This window comes from Blautia glucerasea (assembly GCF_013304385.1).
Classification (GTDB): Bacteria; Bacillota; Clostridia; order Lachnospirales; family Lachnospiraceae; genus Blautia_A; species Blautia_A ammoniilytica.
In genome coordinates, this window is the sequence record NZ_JAAITU010000006.1 from 105406 (window position 1) to 128123 (window position 22718).

Annotated in this window: 16 protein-coding genes; 14 read left to right on the plus strand and 2 right to left on the minus strand. The window is 44.0% G+C overall.

The features are described from left to right. Positions 1-14: 14 nt before the first annotated feature. From G5B11_RS04350 to larC, 10 genes are all read left to right on the plus strand, one after another. A complete protein-coding gene (locus G5B11_RS04350; RefSeq protein ID WP_158421067.1) occupies positions 15-1646 on the plus strand; it encodes a peptide ABC transporter substrate-binding protein in 1632 nt (543 codons plus the stop codon). A 115-nt stretch (positions 1647-1761) separates the two neighbouring features. Continuing rightward, on the plus strand, positions 1762-3102 hold the full coding sequence (locus tag G5B11_RS04355; RefSeq protein WP_173727002.1) for an MATE family efflux transporter: 1341 nt from the start codon (positions 1762-1764) through the stop codon (positions 3100-3102). 11 nt (positions 3103-3113) lie between these two features. Then, positions 3114-4697 (plus strand): aminopeptidase, encoded by a 1584-nt coding sequence (locus G5B11_RS04360; protein WP_173727003.1) that lies wholly within the window; start codon positions 3114-3116, stop codon positions 4695-4697. Further along, on the plus strand, positions 4694-5887 hold the full coding sequence (locus G5B11_RS04365) for a metal-dependent hydrolase family protein (protein ID WP_173727004.1): 1194 nt from the start codon (positions 4694-4696) through the stop codon (positions 5885-5887). The genes G5B11_RS04360 and G5B11_RS04365 overlap by 4 nt, the downstream gene beginning before the upstream one ends. Positions 5888-5936: 49 nt before the next feature. After that, positions 5937-7118, plus strand: coding sequence for an iron-containing alcohol dehydrogenase (locus G5B11_RS04370; protein WP_173727005.1), 1182 nt, complete (start codon positions 5937-5939; stop codon positions 7116-7118). Further along, a complete protein-coding gene (locus tag G5B11_RS04375; RefSeq protein ID WP_173727006.1) occupies positions 7115-8824 on the plus strand; it encodes a M3 family oligoendopeptidase in 1710 nt (569 codons plus the stop codon). Before G5B11_RS04370 ends, G5B11_RS04375 begins: the two co-directional genes overlap by 4 nt. Continuing rightward, complete coding sequence (locus G5B11_RS04380; RefSeq protein WP_330603068.1) at positions 8817-9986, plus strand: amidohydrolase; 1170 nt, start codon at positions 8817-8819, stop codon at positions 9984-9986. Before G5B11_RS04375 ends, G5B11_RS04380 begins: the two co-directional genes overlap by 8 nt. A 29-nt stretch (positions 9987-10015) precedes the next feature. Beyond that, the gene (locus tag G5B11_RS04385) at positions 10016-10732 is read left to right on the plus strand and encodes a ribulose-phosphate 3-epimerase (protein WP_173727007.1); all 717 of its coding nucleotides are present in this window, start codon (positions 10016-10018) and stop codon (positions 10730-10732) included. A gap of 5 nt (positions 10733-10737) precedes the next feature. Next, a complete protein-coding gene (locus G5B11_RS04390; RefSeq protein WP_173727008.1) occupies positions 10738-12525 on the plus strand; it encodes an aminopeptidase P family protein in 1788 nt (595 codons plus the stop codon). A 151-nt stretch (positions 12526-12676) separates the two neighbouring features. Continuing rightward, the gene (gene larC, locus G5B11_RS04395; RefSeq protein ID WP_173727009.1) at positions 12677-13996 is read left to right on the plus strand and encodes a nickel pincer cofactor biosynthesis protein LarC; all 1320 of its coding nucleotides are present in this window, start codon (positions 12677-12679) and stop codon (positions 13994-13996) included. Positions 13997-14087: 91 nt separating this feature from the next. On the opposite strand, the gene uvrB is transcribed toward larC, so the two are convergent. Both uvrB and G5B11_RS04405 read right to left on the minus strand, forming a co-directional pair. Then, positions 14088-16079, minus strand: a complete 1992-nt coding sequence (gene uvrB / locus G5B11_RS04400; protein ID WP_173727010.1) for an excinuclease ABC subunit UvrB — start codon at positions 16077-16079, stop codon at positions 14088-14090. Between the two features lie 505 nt (positions 16080-16584). After that, complete coding sequence (locus G5B11_RS04405) at positions 16585-17487, minus strand: ComEC/Rec2 family competence protein (RefSeq protein ID WP_173727011.1); 903 nt, start codon at positions 17485-17487, stop codon at positions 16585-16587. 213 nt (positions 17488-17700) lie between these two features. On the opposite strand from G5B11_RS04405, the gene hrcA reads away from it, so the two are divergent. The 4 genes from hrcA to dnaJ all read left to right on the plus strand — a co-directional run bounded on the left by hrcA (position 17701) and on the right by dnaJ (position 22637). After that, positions 17701-18741 carry a heat-inducible transcriptional repressor HrcA gene (gene hrcA / locus G5B11_RS04410; RefSeq protein WP_173727012.1) on the plus strand — a complete coding sequence of 347 codons (1041 nt, stop codon included), beginning with the start codon at positions 17701-17703 and terminating at the stop codon, positions 18739-18741. A gap of 16 nt (positions 18742-18757) precedes the next feature. After that, positions 18758-19414 carry a nucleotide exchange factor GrpE gene (gene grpE / locus G5B11_RS04415; RefSeq protein WP_173727013.1) on the plus strand — a complete coding sequence of 219 codons (657 nt, stop codon included), beginning with the start codon at positions 18758-18760 and terminating at the stop codon, positions 19412-19414. A gap of 16 nt (positions 19415-19430) precedes the next feature. Continuing rightward, entirely contained in the window at positions 19431-21320 is a 1890-nt protein-coding gene (gene dnaK, locus G5B11_RS04420; protein ID WP_158421080.1) for a molecular chaperone DnaK, read from the plus strand. 132 nt (positions 21321-21452) lie between these two features. Further along, a complete protein-coding gene (gene dnaJ / locus G5B11_RS04425) occupies positions 21453-22637 on the plus strand; it encodes a molecular chaperone DnaJ (protein WP_173727014.1) in 1185 nt (394 codons plus the stop codon). The last annotated feature ends 81 nt before the right edge of the window (positions 22638-22718 follow it).

Sequence of the window (22718 nt, forward strand, 5' to 3'; positions counted from 1 at the left end):
AAGGAGGTAAAGAAATGAACAAACGTGTATCAAAAGGTATGAGTCTTATGTTGGCTGCAATGCTTGGTGTAGGAACGATCGGAGCATCTACAGCAGTGTATGCAGAAGATGCTGAACTGGCAGATGAGCAGGTGTTTTATTTTTCCCTTAACAATGAGCCTGCAACACTTGATCCGTGGGTAAATAACTCTGGTGCAGCTGGTAATTTAGTGGCAGCTGTTCATGAGCCAATGCTGAGAAAGACAAATGATGAGCAGGGATGGGAACCAGCCCTGATGACGGATTATCAGCACAATGATGACTATACCGTACATACCCTTACACTTCGTGATGGTGTAAAATGGGCTGACGGTACAGATGTAACAATGGACGATGTTGTTGCCAGCTTCCTGCGTGAGCTTGATCCAGAACTGAAATCAGCTATTGCTTACAAATACTTCATCATCAAAGATGCTGAGAAGTATTACAATGGGGAAGCAACAGAAGATGATCTTGGAGTAAAAGCGGTAGATGACAGCACACTGGAGATCACAACAGGTGAACCATGTGATTACTTTATCGACCTTTTAACATCTGCAAGCTTTGCGCCTGTTCAGAAGGCAGCAGCAGAAGAGTATAAAGATACCTATGGAACAGATGTGGACAAGATCGTTGCAGACGGACCGTTTGTTGTAACAGACTGGACACATGAGAATTCCATGACACTGGAAAAGAACGAGAATTACTGGGATGCAGACAATGTGAAGCTTGATAAGATCGAGATCACAATTACTTCTGATGCCAATACTCTTCAGGGTATGTATCAGAATGATGAGCTGAGTGTTCTGAAAGTCAGTGACGAGCTTCTTGATCAGTATGCAGACGAGAATATCGTTGACAACAAGCTTCTGAGAAATACATTCATTGAGTTCAATCCGAACACAAATGAATATCTTGCAAATAAGAATATCCGTGAAGCATTATCCATCGCCTTCAATCGTAAAGTATTTGCACAGCAGGTAATGCACAATGCAGATCTGGCAGCTTATGGTCTTGTTCCTTATGGAGTAAAGGGACTTGATGGCGGAGATTTCCGTGAGCAGGCCGGCCCAATCGTAAAAGATGCATCTGATCAGTCCGAGATCGAAAGAGCACAGCAGCTTCTGGATCAGGGTCTTGAAGAAATCGGCAAGACCAAAGAAGATATGCAGGATGGATTCTCCATTCAGTGTCTGGAAAGCGGCAAAGTTCAGGCTCAGGCTATCCAGAATATGTGGAAAACAAACCTTGGTATCGAGATGCCTGTAAGCGTTCTTGATTTCAACGTAATCCTTCCAATGCTTACAGAGGGAACATTTGACTGTGTAATCGGCGGCGGCCAGGATTCTGACTATCGTGATCCTCAGGGCTTCATGCAGTTTATCTATGATGAAGGTAAGTGGGACAATGATGAGTTCAAGGCATTAGTTGAGAAGGCTCATACACAGGTTGGTGATGAAAGAATCCAGACTTGGATGGATATTGAGAAAATGGTACTTGATAACTTTATCTACATTCCTCAGGTATACGCTCTGAACCACTGGGCAATTAAAGGCAATGTACAGGGTCTTGAAATCTTTACTTATGGTTATGAATTTGATTTCAAATATGTTTCAATCACAAAATAAAGATTGCAGGGTCTGCATATATGGAGGATTCCATAAAGTAAGTTAGTCCCGCGGGAGGGATTGCTGATTTTGCAATCCCTCCCGTAAGTTTTTATAAGGGAAAGGATGAAAAAGAATGACTGGTTTGCTGACGGAAGGGCCGGTTAAAAGAAGACTGGCATTATTTACCCTTCCCATTCTTGTAAGTAACATTCTGCAGCAGCTGTATAGTGCTGCAGATGCAGTGATCGTAGGGCGTGTAGCAGGCGGGAACTCTTTGGCAGCAGTAGGTGCCAGTACACCAATCATTACCCTTTTAGTTGCACTGATGATCGGCCTTGGGGCAGGAACCGAGATCATCCTGGCCAGAAAGATTGGTGAGAAGGATGCAAAGGGACAGAAGATCACTCTGGATTCCATGCTTACAACGATTTTGGTGATTGCAGTTATAACAATGTTGATCGGTTTTTGGGGTTCCAGATTTTTACTTTCTTTGATCGGTACACCGGCAGAGATATTGGATGAAGCAGTTCTCTATCTGAAATATTATTTTCTTGGGCTTGTGGGTGTTGCAGGCTACAATACATTAAGCGGACTGATCCGCAGTAGTGGAAATGCAATTGTTCCACTGGTTCTTTTACTGATTTCAGCAGTACTGAATATTGGACTGGATCTGACTTTTGTAGGGGGACTGGGTATGGGCGTGAAAGGCGCAGCGATTGCCACAGTTTTGTCTCAGACCATAGCCTTTATCTGCTGTCTTATTTATACAAATACGAAAAAAGGAATGATCAGGTATAATCCATTTCATTTGAAAATAAGCCTTACTGCTATCAAGCAGGGCTTTATATACGGAATTCCCTGCTCTGTGCAGCAATGCGCCAACAGCATCGGTATGATCGTGCTGCAGATAGCAGTAAATTCACTGGGAACGCAGGTGGTTACAGCTTATACGGTAGGGTCAAAGATTGATTCATTTGCAAATATACCTATCTCAGGCATCGGACAGTCCTTATGTATTTTTACAAGTCAGAATCTGGGAGCAGATAAACCGGATCGTGTGAGAAAGGGCAAACGCTTCAGTTTGATGTGGGCTTATGGTTACAGTCTGTTCCTGGTGCTTTTATTCTGGGGAACAGGAAAAGCAATACCATCACTTTTCTGTAGTGATCTTGCAGTGGCAAAAATGTCAGAAAGCTATATCCGGGTTTTAAGTATTGCATATTTCATGGCTTCCTATTGGGTAGTTCTTCATGGTTTTATCCAGGGAACAGGAAATACGGCAGTACCAATGGCTATCACTCTTGTTGGAAATTGGGGAGCAAGGCTTCCTCTTGCATATATTCTGAAAAGCTTCTGGGGAGAAATGGGCGTATGGCTGGCAGTGCCCAGCGGATGGGTGGCTTCTGTGATCCTTACATGGCTGTTTCTTCACAGTAAATATTACAAAGAGAAATTGAAAAAACAGGGAATGTAACCAAGGAGGGCATGATGAAGGAACAAGGTAAAGCACAGGTTGCAGAAAAAGAGCAGTGGAAACGTAAACTTCTGGAAACTGCTGTAAGCCGTGCACAGGATTTTGTAAAAAGCCTGATACGTATCGGAGAAGAAAATCCTTACGAAATGATTCTGGAAAAAGCAACGCCTGAAAGTACAGACTGGATGGAAGAATACGGACTGCCGGTTACAGATACTGACCGGCAAATGATGAAGTTCTGGTTTGGCCTTGAAAAAGAAAAACTGCAGGCAATGGGAAATACCGTTGCAAATGCATTCCTTCATGGCTTTATCAGTCAGAGCAGGGATCGAAAAGACAGAAAAAGAGTAAGGTTCTTTTATCAGATCGGTCAGGAAGCTCTGGCAAAGGAAGTGGTAAAAGCATTAAAGGAAAAAGGCCTTACTCCTGTGATCACAGAACCTCATATATTGTATGCAAGCCAGGGGCAGAAAGATCTTTTGCTTGAGCATGGGGATGTAATGGACGAAGAACTATTTCATGCTGAGTGGGAAGCTTATAAAGCTGCTATGTATTTATATGAGAAAGAACTTAAGGATACCTGCGGAATGATCGGCATTGATCAGTTTGGTATGGAGCCAGTAGTAGATACAGGTAATGAAAATGCTTTTCTTTCAGAAGAAAATAAAGAGTGGCTTACAAAACTTTCACAGAAAAAACGTGATTTTGAAGCACAGTGGATCCGCCCCTCTGAGATTTCTTTCTGCAAGGTGGCTTTTCCAAATATGCTGGTGGGAGAACGGTTTGAACAGATTTTTGATGACTTTTTCCGGATGAATGCAGAAGTATCTGAGCCTTTTGAACTTCTTCAGCAGGTACTGATCGATGGGCTTGATACCTGTGAGACTGTGGAGATCAAAGGCTGTAATGGAAATGAAACAGACATTAAGATCAGCCTTTGGCCTGTGAAGGATCCGGAAAAAGAGACAAAATTTCTGAATTGCGGCGGAGATCTGAATATTCCTTATGGAGAGGTTTTTACAACTCCTAGGCTGACTGGGACAACGGGACTTTATCATGTGGAAGAAATCTGTCTGAAAGGTATCTTTTATCATGATCTTCGGCTTACCTTTAAGGATGGATGGGTTGTGGATGCTACCTGTAAAGAAGGAAAAGAGTATGTGATGAACCGGCTTTTGTATCCTTATCAGCAGGTAACTATGGGTGAATTTGCAATCGGAAGCAACACAAAGGCGTATTCTATTGCCCATAGATATCAGCTGGGAGGCAGAATGCCGATCCTGATCTACGAGAAAATGGGACCTCACATTGCAATCGGAGATCCGTGCTTTGCAAGATCTGAGGATGCACCGATTTACAATATGTATGACCATAAAGAAATGGTGTGCAGGGAAAATGAAGTGACAAAGGACCGGGAGAAAAAAGAAGATGTGTATTTTGAAAACCATGTAGATATAACACTTCCCTATCATCAGGTGGAGTATTTAAGAGGCATAAAAAAGGACGGCAGCAAAGTTGCTTTTATTGAAAAAGGCAGATTTGTACTGCCTGGAACAGATGGATTAAATACCGGATTTGGAGGCGGTGAAAAATGAGAACATTATACTTAGGAAAATGGCTGTACACAGCAGATGCAGCAGGAACAGTGATTGAAGATTTTGCAATGCTGACCGAAGGGGAGCAGATCCTCTGGGTGAAAAAAAGAGAGGAAACAGACCAGACAGAGGCAGATCAGGTGATCGATCTGAAGGATGCATATGTTGTTCCAGGATTTATTGACTGTCATGTGCATTTTCTTGGAAGCACCAGCCACGGAGGCGGAGATTATGCAAATGAAAACCGTGAGATCGCCAATGTAGTATGTGAGGGAGCAGCCCATGCGAAACAGCTGCTGAAAGCAGGTGTGGTTGCCTGCAGAGATCTGGGTTCATATAAAGGTTATGCGTTGGGCATTCGTGATGCTATCAATCGTGGACTGATCGTTGGGCCTAAGATACTTGCCTGTGGTTATGCAGTGTGTGCAAGAGGCGGACACGGTTATGAGATCAGTTATGAAGTAGATGATCCGGATCAGATGCGTGGAGCAGTCCGGCAGGTGGTCAAGGATGGTGCTGATGTGGTGAAACTGATGGTATCTGGAGGCGTTAATTCACCAGGACCTGAGCCGGGACCATGTGAGCTTACCTGGGAAGAGATTCAAACAGGAATTGAAACTGCTCATAACTGGGGTAGAAAAGTGGGAGTACATGCCCATGGAAATACAGCTATTCGCAGATGCGTAGACGCAGGCGTAGACTCTATTGAGCATGGCGTATTTATGACTGAGGATATTATGGATAAGATGAGTGCACAGGGAACCTTCCTTGTCCCCACCTTATGCGCTCCATATTATGCAGTAAATGAGGGAATCCGCCTTGAACCGGATAATCCTGACCACAAGAAGAGCAAAGAAGTTCTGCAGCGTCACAGAGATGTTCTGAAAAGATGCTGGGAAAAAGGAGTTAAGATCGCAATGGGAACAGATGCAGGCTGTCCCTTTAATCCATATGAAGCAGCAGCCCATGAAATGGTGCTGATGGTTATGGCAGGCCTTACTCCGAAGGCTGCTTTGGATGCTGCAACCAGAGGCGGGGCAGAGCTTCTGGATCTTCCAGAACTTGGATCTCTGGAAGCAGGAAAAAAAGTAAGCTTTGTGTGCCTGAAAGGTAATCCACTGGAAAAGATCGATTATGTAGATGAATTGACAGCTCTTTATATGGATGGAAAGAAAGTGAATCTGGATTAAATCATAACTGTAATGGTATTGAAAATCATATTAAAGGAGGAACACTTAAATGGCAGATTTTATGTTTTACCAGCCCACCAGAATTGATTTTGGTGCAGGAAAGCTTGAAAAGGCAGGAGAGATCGTTGCATCCTACGGCGACAGTTGTCTGCTTGTCACTACCACAAATAAGGAAGATGTATTGAGACCTTTATATGACAGGGTAAAAAAGATCCTGGAGAAAGCAGGAATCCGTTACGTACATTTTGATGAAGTTGTTCCAAATCCGGATATTCGGGGAATTGCAAAGGCAATTGAGATTGTAAATAAAGAAAAATTGCAGGTAATACTGGCTGTAGGAGGAGGCAGTTCCATGGATACAGCTAAATCTGTGGCATTGTTCCATGATGCAGGAGAAATCCACTGGAAAGAAGTATTTTCAAAATATTCCAGCCCTTCTGCTGTATATGAACTTCCGGGAAAAAGTGTACTGCCGGTGATCGCCGTACCAACAACTGCAGGAACCGGAAGCGAACTTACCCAGGCAATGATCATTTCTGACCAGGAAAACAATGATAAAGAATGTGTGTACCATCAGGCAGTTTTCCCACGGGTTGCCATCATTGACCCGGAGCTTTGTCGTACATTGCCGCCTTATCCAACTGCGATTACAGGATTTGACGCATTTACTCATTCTTTTGAAAGCTATGTAAGAGAACTGGCATCTCCTTATACCATGCTTCTTGGGAAGGAAGCTATGCGAACTATTATACAGGTGCTGCCCAAGCTGGTAAAGGATACTTCCAATATGGAATACAGGGAGTCTATGTCAAGAGCAGCTGCATTTTCCGGGATTTCCCTGAGCAATGCTTCTGCAACCATTCCGCATCCATTAAGTGAGGTGATCGGAGGGGTAACACCAAGAATCGCACATGGACAGTGTCTGGCATGTCTGTATCCTGCATTTATCAGATTCCAGATCACAAAAACACCGGAAAAATGTGCAGATGTGGCAAGGCTTTTTGATCCTGCTCTTGCACAGGTTTCTGATGAGGAGGCTGCATCCCACCTTCCGGCACAGATTGAAGGCTTTTTGAAAGAAATCGGACTTTACAATACACTTTCCAATTTGGGAGTGACCAAAGAGCAGTTTGAGGAAATGAAAGGAAATTTTGTATTTAATGTTCTTCCATTTGCACCGAAGGAAACACTCCTTCAGATCATGACTGAAAGCTATGGAGAAAAATTATGATTAAATTTAAAGATATTCCATTTTACAGATTGGATATGGTGTCCTATAAACGACACTTTGAAGAAGAACTGGAACGCTTTTCCAATGCAAAAACTATGGAAGAAGCTTATGATGCAATGCTGGATCTTGATACACTGATGGTGAAATACCAGACAATGGCAACCATCGTTGAGATTCGTAATACTATGGATGTAACAGATGCTTTTTATAAAGAAGAAGCTGCCTGGTGTGATAAGATCCGTCCAGAATATGAAGCATTGGAAAGCCGCCTTAGCAGTGCTATGGAAAAGACTCCTTTTAAAGAACAGCTTTCTTATTTTACAGGCGAAGAAGCATTCAAAAAAGCAGGACTGAAGGAGCAGTGTTTTTCAGAAGAGATTCTGGAGGATCTAAGAGAAGAAAACAGACTGTCTGCCAGATATTCAGAGCTTACAGCTACACTTAAGGCAAAAACAGCAGAAGGTGAAGTGCCGCTTGTAAGTCTTGCCAAAATGGGATCAAGTGAAAACAGGGAAGAAAGATCTAGGTTTTATAAAATATGGGAAGAAAGCTGGATGGGAATTGCACAGGAACTGGATCAGGTTTATGACGGTCTTGTCAAGATTCGTGCAAAGATTGCCGGAAAGCTTGGAAAAGACAGTTATACTCAAATTGGCTATTGTTCCATGGGAAGAACCAGCTATGGAAAGAAGGAAGTTGCGGCCTTTAGAAATGCAGTAAAAGAGCAGCTTGTTCCGGTAGTGACACAGCTTTTTGAAGAACAAAGGAAACGACTGGGTGTGGAAACGCTTTATCATTATGATGAGGATTTCAGTTTCCCAGGTGAAAAGTACGATATAACAGACAATGTGGTAGGGGCATTTAAGAAGATTTATGGTTCTATGTCCAAAGAAACAGCTGTATTTTATGACGATCTGACAAGAGGGGAGTTTTATGATCTTGCAGTCCGTCCAGGGAAGATCAATGGTGCTTATTCTAATTTGGTAGGCCGGTATAATATGCCATTTATTTTTGAAACCTATAACAGCACGTTTGGTGCATTAAAAACCTTTGCCCATGAAACAGGACATGGTTTCCATTCTTATCTAAAGCGTGGAGAGCCATTTAGGTTTACAGAGAACTGCAGCAGTGATCTTGCAGAGATCCATTCCATGAGTATGGAATTTCTTGTGTGGCCTTACCTGAATGAAACCATGCCGGAAGCACAGATCGACAGATATAAATATCAGCATCTGAAAGGGGCTCTTTCCTTTATACCTTATGGCTGTGCAGTTGATGAATTCCAGGAAACTGTATATGACCATCCGGAGATGACACCAAATCAGAGACTTGATTTATGGAAAAAGCTGGAACATGAGTATATGCCTTTCAGACATTACGATAACCAGAGTTTTCTTTCAGAAGGCAGGTTCTGGCAGAGACAGACTCATATTTATAAATGGCCATTTTACTATATTGATTATGTACTGGCACAGACCTGTGCAATGCAGGTGCATTTCCTCTGTGAAGAAAACAGGGAAAAGGGCTGGAACTGTTACATGGATATCCTTAGATACAGTGGAAAGTATGGTTTTACAGATACTCTTCATAAAGCAGGTCTGCAGGTTCCGTTTGAGGACGGGGTGATCCGAACGCTTTCAGAGAAAGCGATTGCCCAGATGGAGCAGTTATCTGCAAGAATACAGGGAGGTGGAAGCGGTGAGTGAAACAGTTCTTATAAAGAACGGTACCATTGTTACCATGTCTGCAGAAGGAACCATTGAAAATGGCTGTATACTGCTGGAAAATGGAAAGATCCTAAAGGTAGGACATACGGTTGACCAGCCAGAAAACTGCAGAGTGATTGATGCACATGGCGGCTTTGTTATGCCTGGTATCATTGATGCACATTGCCACATCGGTGTTTTTGGATCCGGGATCGGTAATGCAGGTGTGGATGGAAATGAGGAGAATGATCCAATCACTCCTGAAATGCGAGGATTGGATGGGATTTATCCGCTGGATCCGGAGTTTAAAAAAGCTTATGAAGCAGGAGTTACCTGTGTAGCTACAGGCCCTGGCAGTGCCAATCCAATTGGTGGACAGTTCCTTGCAATGAAAACCAAGGGACGTACTATGGAGCAGATGGTGATCAAAGAGCCTCTTGCCATGAAAATGGCTTTTGGGGAAAATCCAAAAAATATATATGGCAGTAAACGTACTCCATCCACAAGAATGGGTGTGGCCGCACTGATCCGGGAAGCACTTTTTAAGGCAAAGGAATATGCAGACAAAAAGGAACGGGCAGCAGGGGATCCGGATAAGATGCCAGCTTTCAATATGAAGCTGGAAGCCCTTGTTCCTGTGATAAAGGGAGAACTTCTGGTAAAGGCTCATGCACACAGGGCAGATGATATCATGACTGCTATTCGTATTGCAGAAGAGTTTGACCTTAAGATGACCATTGAGCACTGTTCAGAGGGGCATTTGATCCCAGAAGAGTTTGCAGCCAAAAACAGAATTGCTATTCTTGGACCATTTACCGGATTTCCGCACAAAAACGAAACGATCCATCAGGATGAAGCTTCAGCAGGAATCCTGGAGCGGGCAGGAGTAAAGGTTGCTATTATGACAGATCTTCCGGGAATGCATGAGGAGAATCTGATCGTATGTGCAGGAATCTGCCACAGAAAAGGCATGAGTGAGGAAGGGGCTTTAAGAGCAGTTACCCTTCACGCAGCACAGGCTATTGGCCTGGAGGACAGAATAGGATCCATTGAACCGGGCAAAGACGGAGATATTGCAGTGTTTGATAAGAATCCTGTAAAGAATCTTGATGCAGCATGCATCTGCACATTGATTGATGGCAGGGTTGTATATGAAAAATAATTATTTAGGATAAGAAGGAGGAAAACATTATGAAACACATTAAAATCGCAGCAGGACTGGCACATGTAAGTTACGCAAGGATCGCAGACAGAGTTCTGGAGGCTATTGACGGCGGAGTTGATTATATCCATTCAGATGCAGCAGATATGTATGACCTGAAAAATATGCAGCTTATGGGAGGCCCACAGATCATTTCAGGACTTCGGGAAGTAACAGATAAGCATATTGAATGCCATATCTATACCATCGAGTGTGACCGTCTGTTTGTTGAAAAGCTGGCAAAGGCTGGCTGCACGATGCTGATCGTACCAGCTGAGCATTTTATTGGAGCACCACTCGCTTACCTGATCAATTATTGCCGCGAGTTTGGCATGAAGATCGGTCTTACCGTAGGATGCTATACACCTCTTTGCTTTGTTGATGAGTCTATTAATGATATTGACCGTCTTCAGATCGTAACCCATGGTGTAGACGACACAGATGGACAGGATAACTGGGGATGGAGAAAATCTGCTGTAGATTTGGTTCAGAGGGCAAGAAAGCTGATCGATGAGAAGAATCCACGCTGTGAGCTTGCTATTGATGGCGGCCTTCGTCATGATAATATGGATCCGTTGATCGCATGCAATCCAGATGTGATCATCCTTTCTTCTGCAATCTTTAAGGATCCGGATGGAATCAAGGCCGGAGTCCAGAAGTGCAGAAAAGCCATTGATGAGGCTGCTGCAAAGTACGGATTAGAGTAAGAACAATGTCAGAGGTAATCAGGGAACGGTTGGAAAATTTCAGAAATGTAATGAAAAAATATGGGATAGATGCATGGATCGCACCTACCAATGATTTTCATGGTTCTGAATATATTGGAGAACATTTCAAAGTCAGAAAATACCTTACCGGTTTTACAGGAAGCGTTGGCACTGTGACAGTAACACAAAAGGGAGCATGGCTATGGGTGGATGGACGATACTTTGTACAGGCTGAAAAGCAGCTGGCAGGTACGGAGGTTCATTTGTTTAAAAGCGGACAGCCGAATGTGCCGCTTTTAGAGGAGTTTTTGGCACAGGAATTAAAATCTGGAGAAACTGCCGGATTTGACGGCAGGGTGCTCAGTGCATCAGAAGGGAAAAAACTCCGATCTGTTTTAAAAGAAAATAAGATCAATATCAGCAGCTCCAGAGATATTGTGGATGAAGCGTGGGAGAATCGGCCGGCAATGGAAAAAACACCGGCCTGGTTCCTTACAATGGATGAGGCAGGAGAAAGCAGGGCAGATAAGCTGGAACGTGTCCGGGAAGAAATGGTGAAACAGGGAGCGGATGTACATCTGGTTACTTCGCTGGATGATATTGCATGGATTTATAATCTTCGTGGAATGGATATAGCCTGCAGCCCGGTAATTCAGGCCTATACCATTATTACCCTGGACGGTGCAGTTTTATTTGCACAAAGTGGGGTACTTAATGAGGCACAAAGAGATGTACTGGAAAAAGACAGAATCTTTGTAAGGGACTATGGTGATATCGTTCAGGTCTTAGAGAAGCTTCCGGAATGTACGCTATTAATGGATCCGGAAAAGGTAAGTGATGAACTGTATCATTGCCTGCCGGAACATGTGACCAAAAAAGAAACAACGGATCCTTCGGTTCTCATGAAGGCTGTGAAGAATCTGCAGGAGATAAAACAGGTACGAAGTGCTCATCTGCGGGATGGGGTGGCAATGACCAGATATATGTACTGGTTGAAGCACATTCCGGAAACAGTACATGTAACGGAGATGGAGGCTGCGGATCATCTGGAAACGCTTAGAAGAGGGCAGAAGGGTTATCTGGAGCCCAGCTTTGAAACGATTTCTGCTTATGGCAAAAATGCAGCTATGTGCCATTATATTTCCACAAGAGAAACAGATACAGAAATCAAAAAAGAAGGCTTTTATCTTGTAGACGCAGGCGGGCAGTACAGAGCTGGTACAACAGATATTACAAGAACGGTTGTAATGGGAACCGTAACGGAGGAACAGAAGTTTCATTATACGCTGGTATTAAAGGGTATGATCGATCTGGCAAAGGCCAGATTCCATCAGGGTACAAATGGGCAGATGTTGGATTATCTGGCAAGAGGGCCGCTGCTTGAGCATGGACTGGACTTTAATCATGGTACCGGACATGGAGTAGGCGCACTTCTGAATGTACATGAGCCGCCTAATTTTATTCACTGGAGATTGCCAGATCATCTGAAAACAGTTTTTCAGGAGGGGATGATCACTTCTGATGAGCCAGGAGTTTACGTAGAAGGAAGCCATGGGATACGTATAGAGAATCTGATTTTGTGTGTGAAGGATTCCCAGGATGGACTTTTGCATTTTGAAACACTGACTCTTTGTCCGATTGATCTTTCCGCTGTGAAAATGGAATACCTGGATTGTGAAGAAAAGAAATGGCTGGATCAGTATCACGAAATGGTATATGAGAAGATTAAAGCCTTTTTGCCGGAAGAAGAGCGGGAATGGCTTAAAAACGTAACAAGTCCCATCAGGGACTAAAAGTATGGAAAAGCTGTTGTTATAAAGCAACGGCTTTTCTTTTTTTGGTTGAGAGAAGCAGGTTTTTGCTTTATAATAAGGCGGTGTGGATAAAAAACGATGAAAAACACATAACAGTTACGAACGAAGAGAAAACAGGGAGTATTTATATATGCAGAAACAGGAAAAAATGATTTATCTGGATTGTTCCAGTGGAATCAGCGGAGATATGACAGTAGCAGCTCTTCTGGATCTTGGGGCTGATCCGGAGCGTCTGGTAAAAACTCTGGAAAGCCTGCCTTTGGACGGCTGGAAAGCAGAGATTTCAAATGTGACCAAATCCGGTTTAAGGGTTTGCGATTTTAATGTGATCCTTGAGCATGATAATTATGACCACGATATGGAGTATCTTCACGGACACAGCCATGAAGAGCATGTTCATCATGACAGTGTCCATAAAAACGGACATCATGGACGAAATCTTCAGGAGATCACCCGGATTCTTCAGGCTGGAAATATGACTCCTTATGCACTGGAACTGGCGCTTAAGATTTTCAGGATCCTGGCAGAGGCAGAAGGAAGTGTGCATGGAAAGCCGGTGGATCAGGTACATTTTCATGAAGTGGGTGCAGTGGATTCTATTATTGATATTGCAGCAGCTGCGATATGTCTGGATGATCTTCAGGTACGGGAAGTGGTTATTCCGATTGTAAATGAAGGACAGGGACAGATCCGCTGCCAGCATGGCCTTCTTCCCATTCCTGTTCCTGCAACATCAGCCATTGCTCAGGCGTATCAGCTGCCGCTTCATATTACTCATGTACAGGGAGAACTGGTAACGCCTACCGGTGCGGCGATTGCAGCTGCGATCAGGACCAGGGATACTTTGCCGGAGCAGTTTACCATCAAAAGAATGGGTATGGGTGGCGGCAAGCGAGATTACGGGATTGCAGGGATTCTTCGCGCCATGTGGATCCAAGTACCTGAGGAGAATAAGAATCCGAACAGTCTGGTAGAAACTGGCGAAACCAGAGAAGCCCCAGCTGGAAAAGAGCAGGATCAGGTGATGGTACTGGAAAGTAATCTGGACGACTGTACAGGAGAAACACTTGGTTTTGCTATGGAAGAACTGTTGCAGGCAGGAGCACTGGATGTCTGGTATCAACCGATTTATATGAAGAAGAATCGTCCCGCCTACAAGCTGAGTATCCTTTGCAAAATACAGGATCGGAAAAATATGGAAAAACTGGTCTTTGTCCATACCACAGCCATAGGGATCCGATATTATCCGGTAAACCGTTCCAAAATGATTCGGGAGATCAGGAATGTAAGCACATCTTATGGGACAGCAAGAGTGAAATTCTGCACCTGGGAAGATGAATGCTATTGCTATCCGGAGAGTGATAGCGTGGCAGAACTGGCACGAAAAAATAAAAAGAGCTTTTCAGAACTTTATCATGAGATTAAGTTAGAAGCTGAAAAGACAATGTAACAGAAGAAAAAACGAACAGTGAAATAGATCAGAAAGTCAAAAATGAATCACAAAGTCTTATAGGAAAAGCCCTGCCGGGCTGGGAATCTTATCAATTCCCTTCAAGCTCGGCAAGGCTTTTTTTCAATTCGATCATCTTATCGCGTAGCTGTGCGGCCTGTTCAAAGTTAAGATCAGCTGCAGCAGCGCGCATCTGTTTTTCTACCTGAGAGATCAGTTTGGTAAGCTCTTTCTTGTTCATTGATTCTGGATCCTTGGCAAGCTTTACTTCTGTTTCTGCTACTGCCTTGGATACTGCGATCAGATCACGGACGGCCTTTTTGATAGTGGTTGGCGTAATACCATGTTCCTGATTATAGGCATCCTGTAACTGACGGCGTCGTCTGGTCTCATCAATGGCCTGACGCATGGAATCGGTCATGGTATCTGCATACATGATCACATGGCCTTCACTGTTACGTGCAGCACGGCCAATGGTCTGTATCAGGGAGGTTTCAGAACGGAGGAAGCCTTCCTTGTCTGCATCCAGGATCGCTACAAGGGTGATCTCCGGGATGTCAAGGCCTTCTCGAAGCAGGTTGATACCTATCAGTACATCAAACACATCCAGACGCATATCCCGGATGATCTGTGCACGCTCCAGGGTATCGATATCTGAGTGGAGATAACGTACACGGATTCCCACATCCTTCATATACTGGGTAAGATCCTCTGCCATCCGTTTGGTCAGGGTTGTGATCAGGATCTTATGCTTCTTATCTACCTCTTTATTCACTTCTCCGATCAGGTCATCGATCTGGCCTTCTACAGGACGTACCTCTACTTCCGGATCCAGAAGGCCGGTAGGACGGATGATCTGTTCTGCACGAAGAAGTTCATGATCTGCTTCGTATTCACCAGGAGTAGCAGATACAAACAGAACCTGATCCAGCTTCTGCTCAAATTCATCAAAGCTTAAAGGTCGGTTGTCCTTTGCAGAGGGAAGGCGGAAACCGTAGTCCACCAGGGTCTGCTTACGGTTTTGATCACCGGCATACATGGCACCGATCTGAGGAACCGTTTTATGGGACTCATCTATGATCAGAAGAAAATCATCTCCGAAATAATCCAGAAGGGTGTAGGGGGGCTGACCAGGAGCAAGACCTGCCAGGTGCCTGGAATAATTCTCAATGCCGGAGCAGAAGCCGGTTTCTTTCATCATTTCTATATCAAAATTGGTTCGTTCGGAAATACGCTGGGCTTCCAGAAGCTTGTCTTCGCTTTTAAAGTAAGTAACGCGTTCTTCCAGTTCTTCTTCGATCGCCTTGGCTGCACGCTGGATCTGCTCCATTGGTACTACATAATGAGAAGCCGGAAAAATCCCTGCATGGGAAACCTCACATTTGATCTCGCCGGTAAGCACATCAATCTCTGTGATCCGGTCGATCTCATCACCGAAAAACTCTACACGGATCGCACTGTCAGAGTAGTTGGCAGGGAAGATCTCCAGAGTATCTCCACGTACCCGGAAGGTACTGCGGTGAAAATCCATTTCATTCCTGGTGTACTGGATATCGATCAGTTCCCGGATCACTTCATCCCGGTCTTTGGTCATGCCAGGCCGAAGAGAGATCATCATGTCCTGGAATTCCTGAGGAGAACCCAGGCCGTAAATACAGGAAACAGAAGATACAATGATCACATCACGCCTTTCGGACATGGCAGCAGTAGCGGAAAGACGAAGCTTGTCGATCTCATCATTGATGGCTGAATCCTTGGCAATATACGTATCAGAGGAGGGAACATAAGCTTCCGGCTGATAATAGTCATAATAGGAAACAAAATATTCCACTGCGTTCTCAGGGAAGAACTCCTTAAACTCACCATACAGCTGTGCTGCCAGTGTTTTATTGTGGGCAAGGACAAGGGTAGGCTTATTCAGCTGTGTGATCACATTGGCCATGGTAAAGGTCTTACCTGAGCCGGTAACACCCAGCAGGGTTTCAAACTGGTTACCTTCTTTGAAGCCCTTGACCAGTTCCTCAATGGCCTGTGGCTGATCGCCGGTAGGTTTGTATTCGGAATGTAATTTGAAATGATCCATGAAAACACCTCTTTGTCAGAATCTATTTATGGGTGGACGTTACCGTCTGCGCTGTACTTTGTTTCCCGATTATAGCAGAAATACTTTTGAAAGTATAGGGATAATACTGATTATTTCTACTGCAACTACAGAGTAGGTTGCAATCTTCATCAGTATTTCAATCACAAGTAACCAGAGTGAAAGAAATTCAAAAGAGACTGCGTTTACCGAAAGGAAAACCACAGATAAAATAGATAATAAACCTATGTAAGGAGGGATGAATCTCTTGAGATTTATGGAATTAAGCTATCCGGTGTGCTATATGGGTTTTATGTAAGGAACGCAGCTGCGTTTTGGAAATGTCAGCGGTACAGCAGGGAATACCATTCCAGGGGATTTAATCTTCCTGAATCTGAAAGAAGTGGAAAATCTTATAAAAAAACTTATGAAAATGACCGGCAGGTGTAAACACATCTGACCGGTCATTTTGTGATCTTACAGGAAATCCCAAATCTTCCTGCAATTTTCAGTGAATGATAACGCTTCGCCTGGAACTGTTGTAGGTATATACCTGTCCGCCAAGTGCTTTTATATTTTGAAGATTCCGGGCTACTGCAGGATAAGTCCGGAGAAAAGCAGGGGCATCCACAAAAGTGATATCAGCACCGATATATTTATAGAAGGAATAACGACCTGTATTATTGCCGTGGTGCGGCGCCTGCAGAAAGGTGGATTTTAGTTGCTTCTTATATGTACTGATCAGCCGTCTGCCTACCTTTGTGAGAATATCTCCTGTGAACAGCATGCTGGTTTTCCTGCCGGATACTTTAAATACCAGGGAGGAACCATTGCAGATGTCTTTGGTGGTATTGGTAAGGGTGTTGCTGTAACCGTTGAAAAACTGAAATTTCAGTCCGGAAAAACGGAAGCTGTCACCAGCTCCTTTCCAGTGGATTTTGGAGGTGCCGCACATTAATTTCATAAACTGCTGAAACACAGGATATTCATCCCAGCTGTGTTTAAATTTACGGTAGCGACTGTCATTGATCTTAGGAGCGATCACTTTTCGAATCTGGATATCTCCTGGAGAAGAAAAGATTTTGATAAAAGCACCGGCATGATCCGGATGCGGGTGAGTGATGATCCACAGATCAACTTTGCTGCCCAGACTTTGGATGGTCTTACGGACAAAGACCTCCTGATCTGTCCAGCCACCATCTACTACGATCAGTTTGCCGTTACTGCCCTTGATGGTATAGAGCATGGACTGCTTTCCGGCATGGTCATCGCCGTACTGGGTAACGCGCCAGGTGACAGAAGCAGTGCCGGCTGAGCATGGAACAGCAGGAAAAAGAAATAAAGCCAGTAAAAGAGTCAGAAGCCCGATAGCTAGTCCTGTAAAATAGGTCAGATGTTTTTTATAATCCATTGTAGTGTTTTCCTTTTTTTATATTGTGTAACTATATTATAAGCCGTTTACAATCATTTCTCAATCAGGAAAAATCATCACCAAATTTTCACACAAATATTTTGTAAAAAATATTGACAAACTTTTACAACAGGTGTATCTTAAGACCATAGATGTTAGCACTCCATTATGTTGAGTGCTAACAGAAACAGATGGAGAAAGGAGCAAACATTCATGGATGACGTATTAGATGAGCGCAAAAAGAAAATACTGAAAGCAATCATCAAAACATACATGGAAACAGGTGAGCCGGTAGGTTCCAGGACAATTTCCAAATATCCAGATCTGAATGTAAGTTCAGCAACCATCCGGAATGAGATGTCAGACCTGACCGATATGGGATATATCGTACAGCCTCATACATCTGCAGGAAGGATTCCATCTGACAAAGGCTATCGTCTCTATGTAGATGAACTGACCAGGGAAAAGGAATCAGAGATCGCAGAGATCCGTGAGATGATGATAGAGAACACGGATAAGATGGATAAAGTATTAAAGAAGGTTGCCAAGGTTTTGGCAGCCAATACTAATTATGCCACTATGATCACGGTTCCACAGTACAGCGGAAGCCGATTGAAATTCGTTCAGCTTTCCAGAGTCAGTGAGCACCAGCTGATCGCAGTTGTTGTTTGTGAAGGCAATGTGATCCGCAATCAGATCATTGATCTGGACGAAGAGATGGATGACCAGACTATTCTGAAATTAAACCTTCTTCTGAATACCAACCTGAACGGAGTTCCTATCCAGGATATCAATCTTGGTATGATCGCCAGACTGAAGGAGCAGGCAGGAACCCACAGCGGTGTGGTAGCTACCGTGTTAGACGCAGTGGCAGCCACCATTCAGGTGGATGAGGAAGATTTGGAAGTATATACATCAGGAACCACCAATATTTTTAAATATCCGGAGCTGGCTGACAAGTCCAGAGCAAGCGAGTTGATCTCCACTTTCGAGGATAAGAAGGAATTGGCAGATATGGTTCGTGAGAGCATGGGTGATCAGGAAAGCACAGGTGTTCAGGTGTACATCGGTGATGAGGTTCCCATTCAGACCATGAAGGATTGCAGTGTTGTGACTGCTTCTTATGAGTTGGGCAATGGGATGCATGGAACCATCGGTATCATCGGACCTAAGCGTATGGATTATGAGAATGTTGTGGACAGCTTGAAGAAGCTTAAGGTTCATCTTGATGAAGCAGTAAATAAGAAAACATAGAAAGGCGGTTGACAGCGTGTCAGATATAAAGAAAGAAACCGAAGCTACAGAAGAAACCGTTGAGATTCCGGTGACTGACGGCAGCGAAGAAGAGACAGCAGCTGAGGCTGAGGATACAGAGAAAGAATCTTCCAAAGAAGAGGAAAAAGAAGTTCCAGAGGCTGAAGCATCAGAAGAGCCAGAAACAAAAGATGCCAAACCGGAAGAAAAGACAAAGACTTCTTTCTTCGGAAAAAAGAAAAAAGATAAATTTGAACAGCAGGTGGAAGAGCTTACCGATCGTTTAAAGAGAAACATGGCTGAGTTTGATAATTTCCGTAAAAGAACGGAAAAAGAAAAGGCCAGCATGTATGTGATCGGAGCAAGAGATATTGTTGAAAAGATCCTGCCTGTTGTGGATAATTTTGAAAGAGGACTTGCACAGGCTCCAGAGGGAGATGCTTTTGCAGATGGCATGAAGATGATCTACAAACAGTTGATGACCGCTCTTGATGAGATGGGTGTTAAGGAGATCGAGGCCAAAGGCAAAGAGTTTGATCCGAACCTCCATAATGCAGTGATGCATGTAGAGGATGAAAATGCAGGTGCTAATGAAGTAGTAGAAGTATTCCAGAAGGGATATACCTATAAAGATTTTGTTGTAAGACACAGTATGGTTAAAGTTGCAAATTAATCAGGAGGGAATTATCATGAGTAAGATTATTGGTATTGATTTAGGTACTACAAACAGTTGTGTAGCAGTTATGGAAGGTGGAAAACCTACCGTTATTGCAAATACAGAAGGATCCAGAACAACACCGTCTGTTGTTGCATTTACAAAGACAGGTGAGCGTCTGGTAGGTGAGCCTGCAAAACGTCAGGCTGTAACAAATGCAGAAAAGACAATCTCTTCCATTAAGAGAGAGATGGGTACAGATTATCGTGTAAATATTGATGGCAAGAAATATTCTCCACAGGAGATTTCCGCTATGATCCTTCAGAAGCTGAAAAAAGATGCAGAAGGATACTTAGGTGAGCCTGTAACAGAGGCTGTGATCACAGTTCCAGCATATTTCAATGATGCACAGCGTCAGGCTACCAAGGATGCAGGTAAGATCGCAGGTCTTGATGTAAAACGTATTATCAACGAGCCTACAGCAGCAGCTCTTGCTTATGGTCTTGATAATGAAAAAGAGCAGAAGATCATGGTATATGACCTTGGCGGTGGTACATTTGATGTTTCTATCATTGAGATCGGCGATGGTGTTATCGAGGTTCTTTCCACAGCAGGTAATAACCGTCTTGGTGGTGATGACTTCGACCAGAGAATCACAGATTATATGCTTTCCGAGTTCAAGAAGAACGAGGGTGTTGATTTAAGCAACGATAAAATGGCACTTCAGAGACTGAAAGAAGCAGCTGAGAAAGCAAAGAAAGAGCTTTCTTCTGCAACAACAACCAATATCAACCTGCCGTTCATTACAGCTACAGCAGAAGGTCCGAAGCATTTCGACATGAACCTTACAAGAGCTAAATTCGATGAACTGACACATGATCTGGTTGAGAAGACTGCTGAGCCGGTTCGCCGTGCACTTTCAGATGCAGGTCTTACAGCATCTGAGCTTGGTCAGGTACTTCTGGTTGGTGGATCTACACGTATCCCTGCTGTTCAGGATAAGGTTCGTCAGCTGACTGGCAAGGAGCCAAGCAAATCTCTTAACCCGGATGAGTGTGTTGCACTTGGTGCTTCCGTACAGGGTGGTAAGCTTGCAGGAGAGGCTGGCGCAGGTGATATCCTTCTTCTGGATGTTACTCCGCTGTCACTTTCTATCGAGACAATGGGTGGTATCGCTACAAGACTGATCGAGAGAAATACAACCATTCCTACAAAGAAGAGCCAGATCTTCTCTACAGCAGCAGATAATCAGACTGCCGTAGACATTAACGTAGTACAGGGTGAGCGTCAGTTCGCAAAAGACAACAAATCCCTTGGACAGTTCCGTCTGGATGGTATTCCGCCAGCACGTCGTGGTGTTCCGCAGATTGAGGTTACATTTGATATTGATGCCAATGGTATCGTAAATGTATCTGCAAAAGATCTTGGTACAGGTAAAGAGCAGCACATTACCATTACAGCAGGATCTAATATGTCTGAGTCCGATATCGACAAGGCAGTAAAAGAAGCTGCTGAGTTTGAGGCACAGGATAAGAAACGTAAAGAAGCAATCGATACAAAGAACAATGCAGATTCCATGGTATTCCAGGTTGAGAATGCCCTGAAAGAAGCAGGAGATAAGATCGATGCCAATGATAAGGCAGCAGTCGAGTCTGATCTGAATGCCCTGAAAGATATCCTTGCAAAATGCACAAATCCTGATGAAGTTACAGATTCTCAGGTAGCTGATATCAAAGCTGCACAGGAGAAGATGATGGAAAGTGCTCAGAAGCTTTTTGCAAAGATGTATGAGGCACAGAATCCACAGGGTGGAGCTGCAGGAGCAGGCCCGGATATGGGAGGCGCATCCCAGGGCGGAGCTACAGGCAGCAATGAAGCCGGATATGGTGATGATGTAGTTGACGCTGACTACAAAGAGGTGTAAAATAGCAGCTGTCTGTTTTTAATAGCACAGACGGCAGCATAAATAAAGTGACTGTTATGACGGCTGCTGCTTTGAAATAGAAGTGGCAGCCGATGTTAAGGTTCTAAATAATTATATTAGGGAAAAGAGACTATGGCTGATAAAAGAGATTACTACGAGGTTCTTGGTGTTGACAGGAATGCGGATGATGCAACACTGAAAAAAGCATATCGACAGTTAGCCAAGAAGTATCATCCGGATGTAAACCCGGGAGACAAAGAAGCTGAAGCAAAATTTAAAGAAGCCACAGAAGCCTACAGCGTGCTAAGTGATCCTGCGAAAAGAAAACAGTATGATCAGTTCGGGCATGCAGCTTTTGAAAATGGCGGCGGCGGTGGTGCCGGTGGCTTTGGCGGATTTGATTTCTCAGGTTCAGACATGGGAGATATTTTCGGGGACATATTTGGCGATCTGTTTGGAGGCGGAAGCAGGAGAAGACCGAATAATGGGCCTACAAAGGGTGCCAATCTCCGTGCAAGAGTCAATATTACATTTGAGGAAGCTGTTTTCGGATGTGATAAGGAGCTGGAGATCACATTAAAAGATGAATGCACTACCTGCCACGGCACAGGAGCCAAACCGGGTACATCTCCGGTTACCTGTCCAAGATGTAACGGGGAAGGTCAGATCGTCTATACCCAGCAGTCCATGTTTGGCATGGTGCGTAATGTACAGACCTGTCCGGATTGCCATGGAACTGGAAAGATCATCAAAGAAAAGTGTTCCGCTTGTCGGGGAACCGGTTATACTTCCAGCAGGAAGAAGATCCAGGTGTCCGTACCGGCAGGTATTGACAATGGACAGAGCATCCGTATCCGTGAGAAGGGTGAGCCAGGAGTAAACGGAGGACCAAGAGGAGATCTTCTTGTTGAAGTGAACGTGGCTCGTCATCCTATTTTCCAGAGACAGGATATGAATATTTTTTCCACAGCTCCTATTACTTATGCTCAGGCAGCATTGGGCGGAGATGTGAAGATCAGCACTGTGGACGGAGATGTGGTATATACAGTGAAGCCCGGCACACAGACAGACACCAGGATCCGCCTGAAAGGCAAAGGAGTTCCTTCCCTGCGGAATAAGAACATACGTGGTGATCATTATGTTACCCTGGTGGTTCAGGTTCCTACAGGCCTGAATGAAGAGGCCAAGGAAGCCCTTCGCAGATTTGATGAAGCTTGCGGCAACCGTCCTGCTGAAGCAAAGGGGGATGGCCCTGAAAAGAGCGAAAAGAAGAAAAAGAGCTTTATGGATAAGCTGAAAGAGACTTTTGAAGAGTAAAATAAAGGTTTGACGGTGAGAAATACGAGAAAAGAGGGATTCACCTCTTTTCTTTTTTTGTGTCTTATTGTATATTAAGGG

Coding starts and splice junctions, on each gene's coding strand:
- G5B11_RS04350 (WP_158421067.1), top strand. CDS start 15: ATGAACAAACGTGTATCAAAAGGTATGAGTCTTATGTTGGCTGCAATG.
- G5B11_RS04355 (WP_173727002.1), top strand. CDS start 1,762: ATGACTGGTTTGCTGACGGAAGGGCCGGTTAAAAGAAGACTGGCATTA.
- G5B11_RS04360 (WP_173727003.1), top strand. CDS start 3,114: ATGATGAAGGAACAAGGTAAAGCACAGGTTGCAGAAAAAGAGCAGTGG.
- G5B11_RS04365 (WP_173727004.1), top strand. CDS start 4,694: ATGAGAACATTATACTTAGGAAAATGGCTGTACACAGCAGATGCAGCA.
- G5B11_RS04370 (WP_173727005.1), top strand. CDS start 5,937: ATGGCAGATTTTATGTTTTACCAGCCCACCAGAATTGATTTTGGTGCA.
- G5B11_RS04375 (WP_173727006.1), top strand. CDS start 7,115: ATGATTAAATTTAAAGATATTCCATTTTACAGATTGGATATGGTGTCC.
- G5B11_RS04385 (WP_173727007.1), top strand. CDS start 10,016: ATGAAACACATTAAAATCGCAGCAGGACTGGCACATGTAAGTTACGCA.
- G5B11_RS04390 (WP_173727008.1), top strand. CDS start 10,738: ATGTCAGAGGTAATCAGGGAACGGTTGGAAAATTTCAGAAATGTAATG.
- larC (WP_173727009.1), top strand. CDS start 12,677: ATGCAGAAACAGGAAAAAATGATTTATCTGGATTGTTCCAGTGGAATC.
- uvrB (WP_173727010.1), bottom strand. CDS start 16,079: ATGGATCATTTCAAATTACATTCCGAATACAAACCTACCGGCGATCAG.
- G5B11_RS04405 (WP_173727011.1), bottom strand. CDS start 17,487: ATGGATTATAAAAAACATCTGACCTATTTTACAGGACTAGCTATCGGG.
- hrcA (WP_173727012.1), top strand. CDS start 17,701: ATGGATGACGTATTAGATGAGCGCAAAAAGAAAATACTGAAAGCAATC.
- dnaK (WP_158421080.1), top strand. CDS start 19,431: ATGAGTAAGATTATTGGTATTGATTTAGGTACTACAAACAGTTGTGTA.
- dnaJ (WP_173727014.1), top strand. CDS start 21,453: ATGGCTGATAAAAGAGATTACTACGAGGTTCTTGGTGTTGACAGGAAT.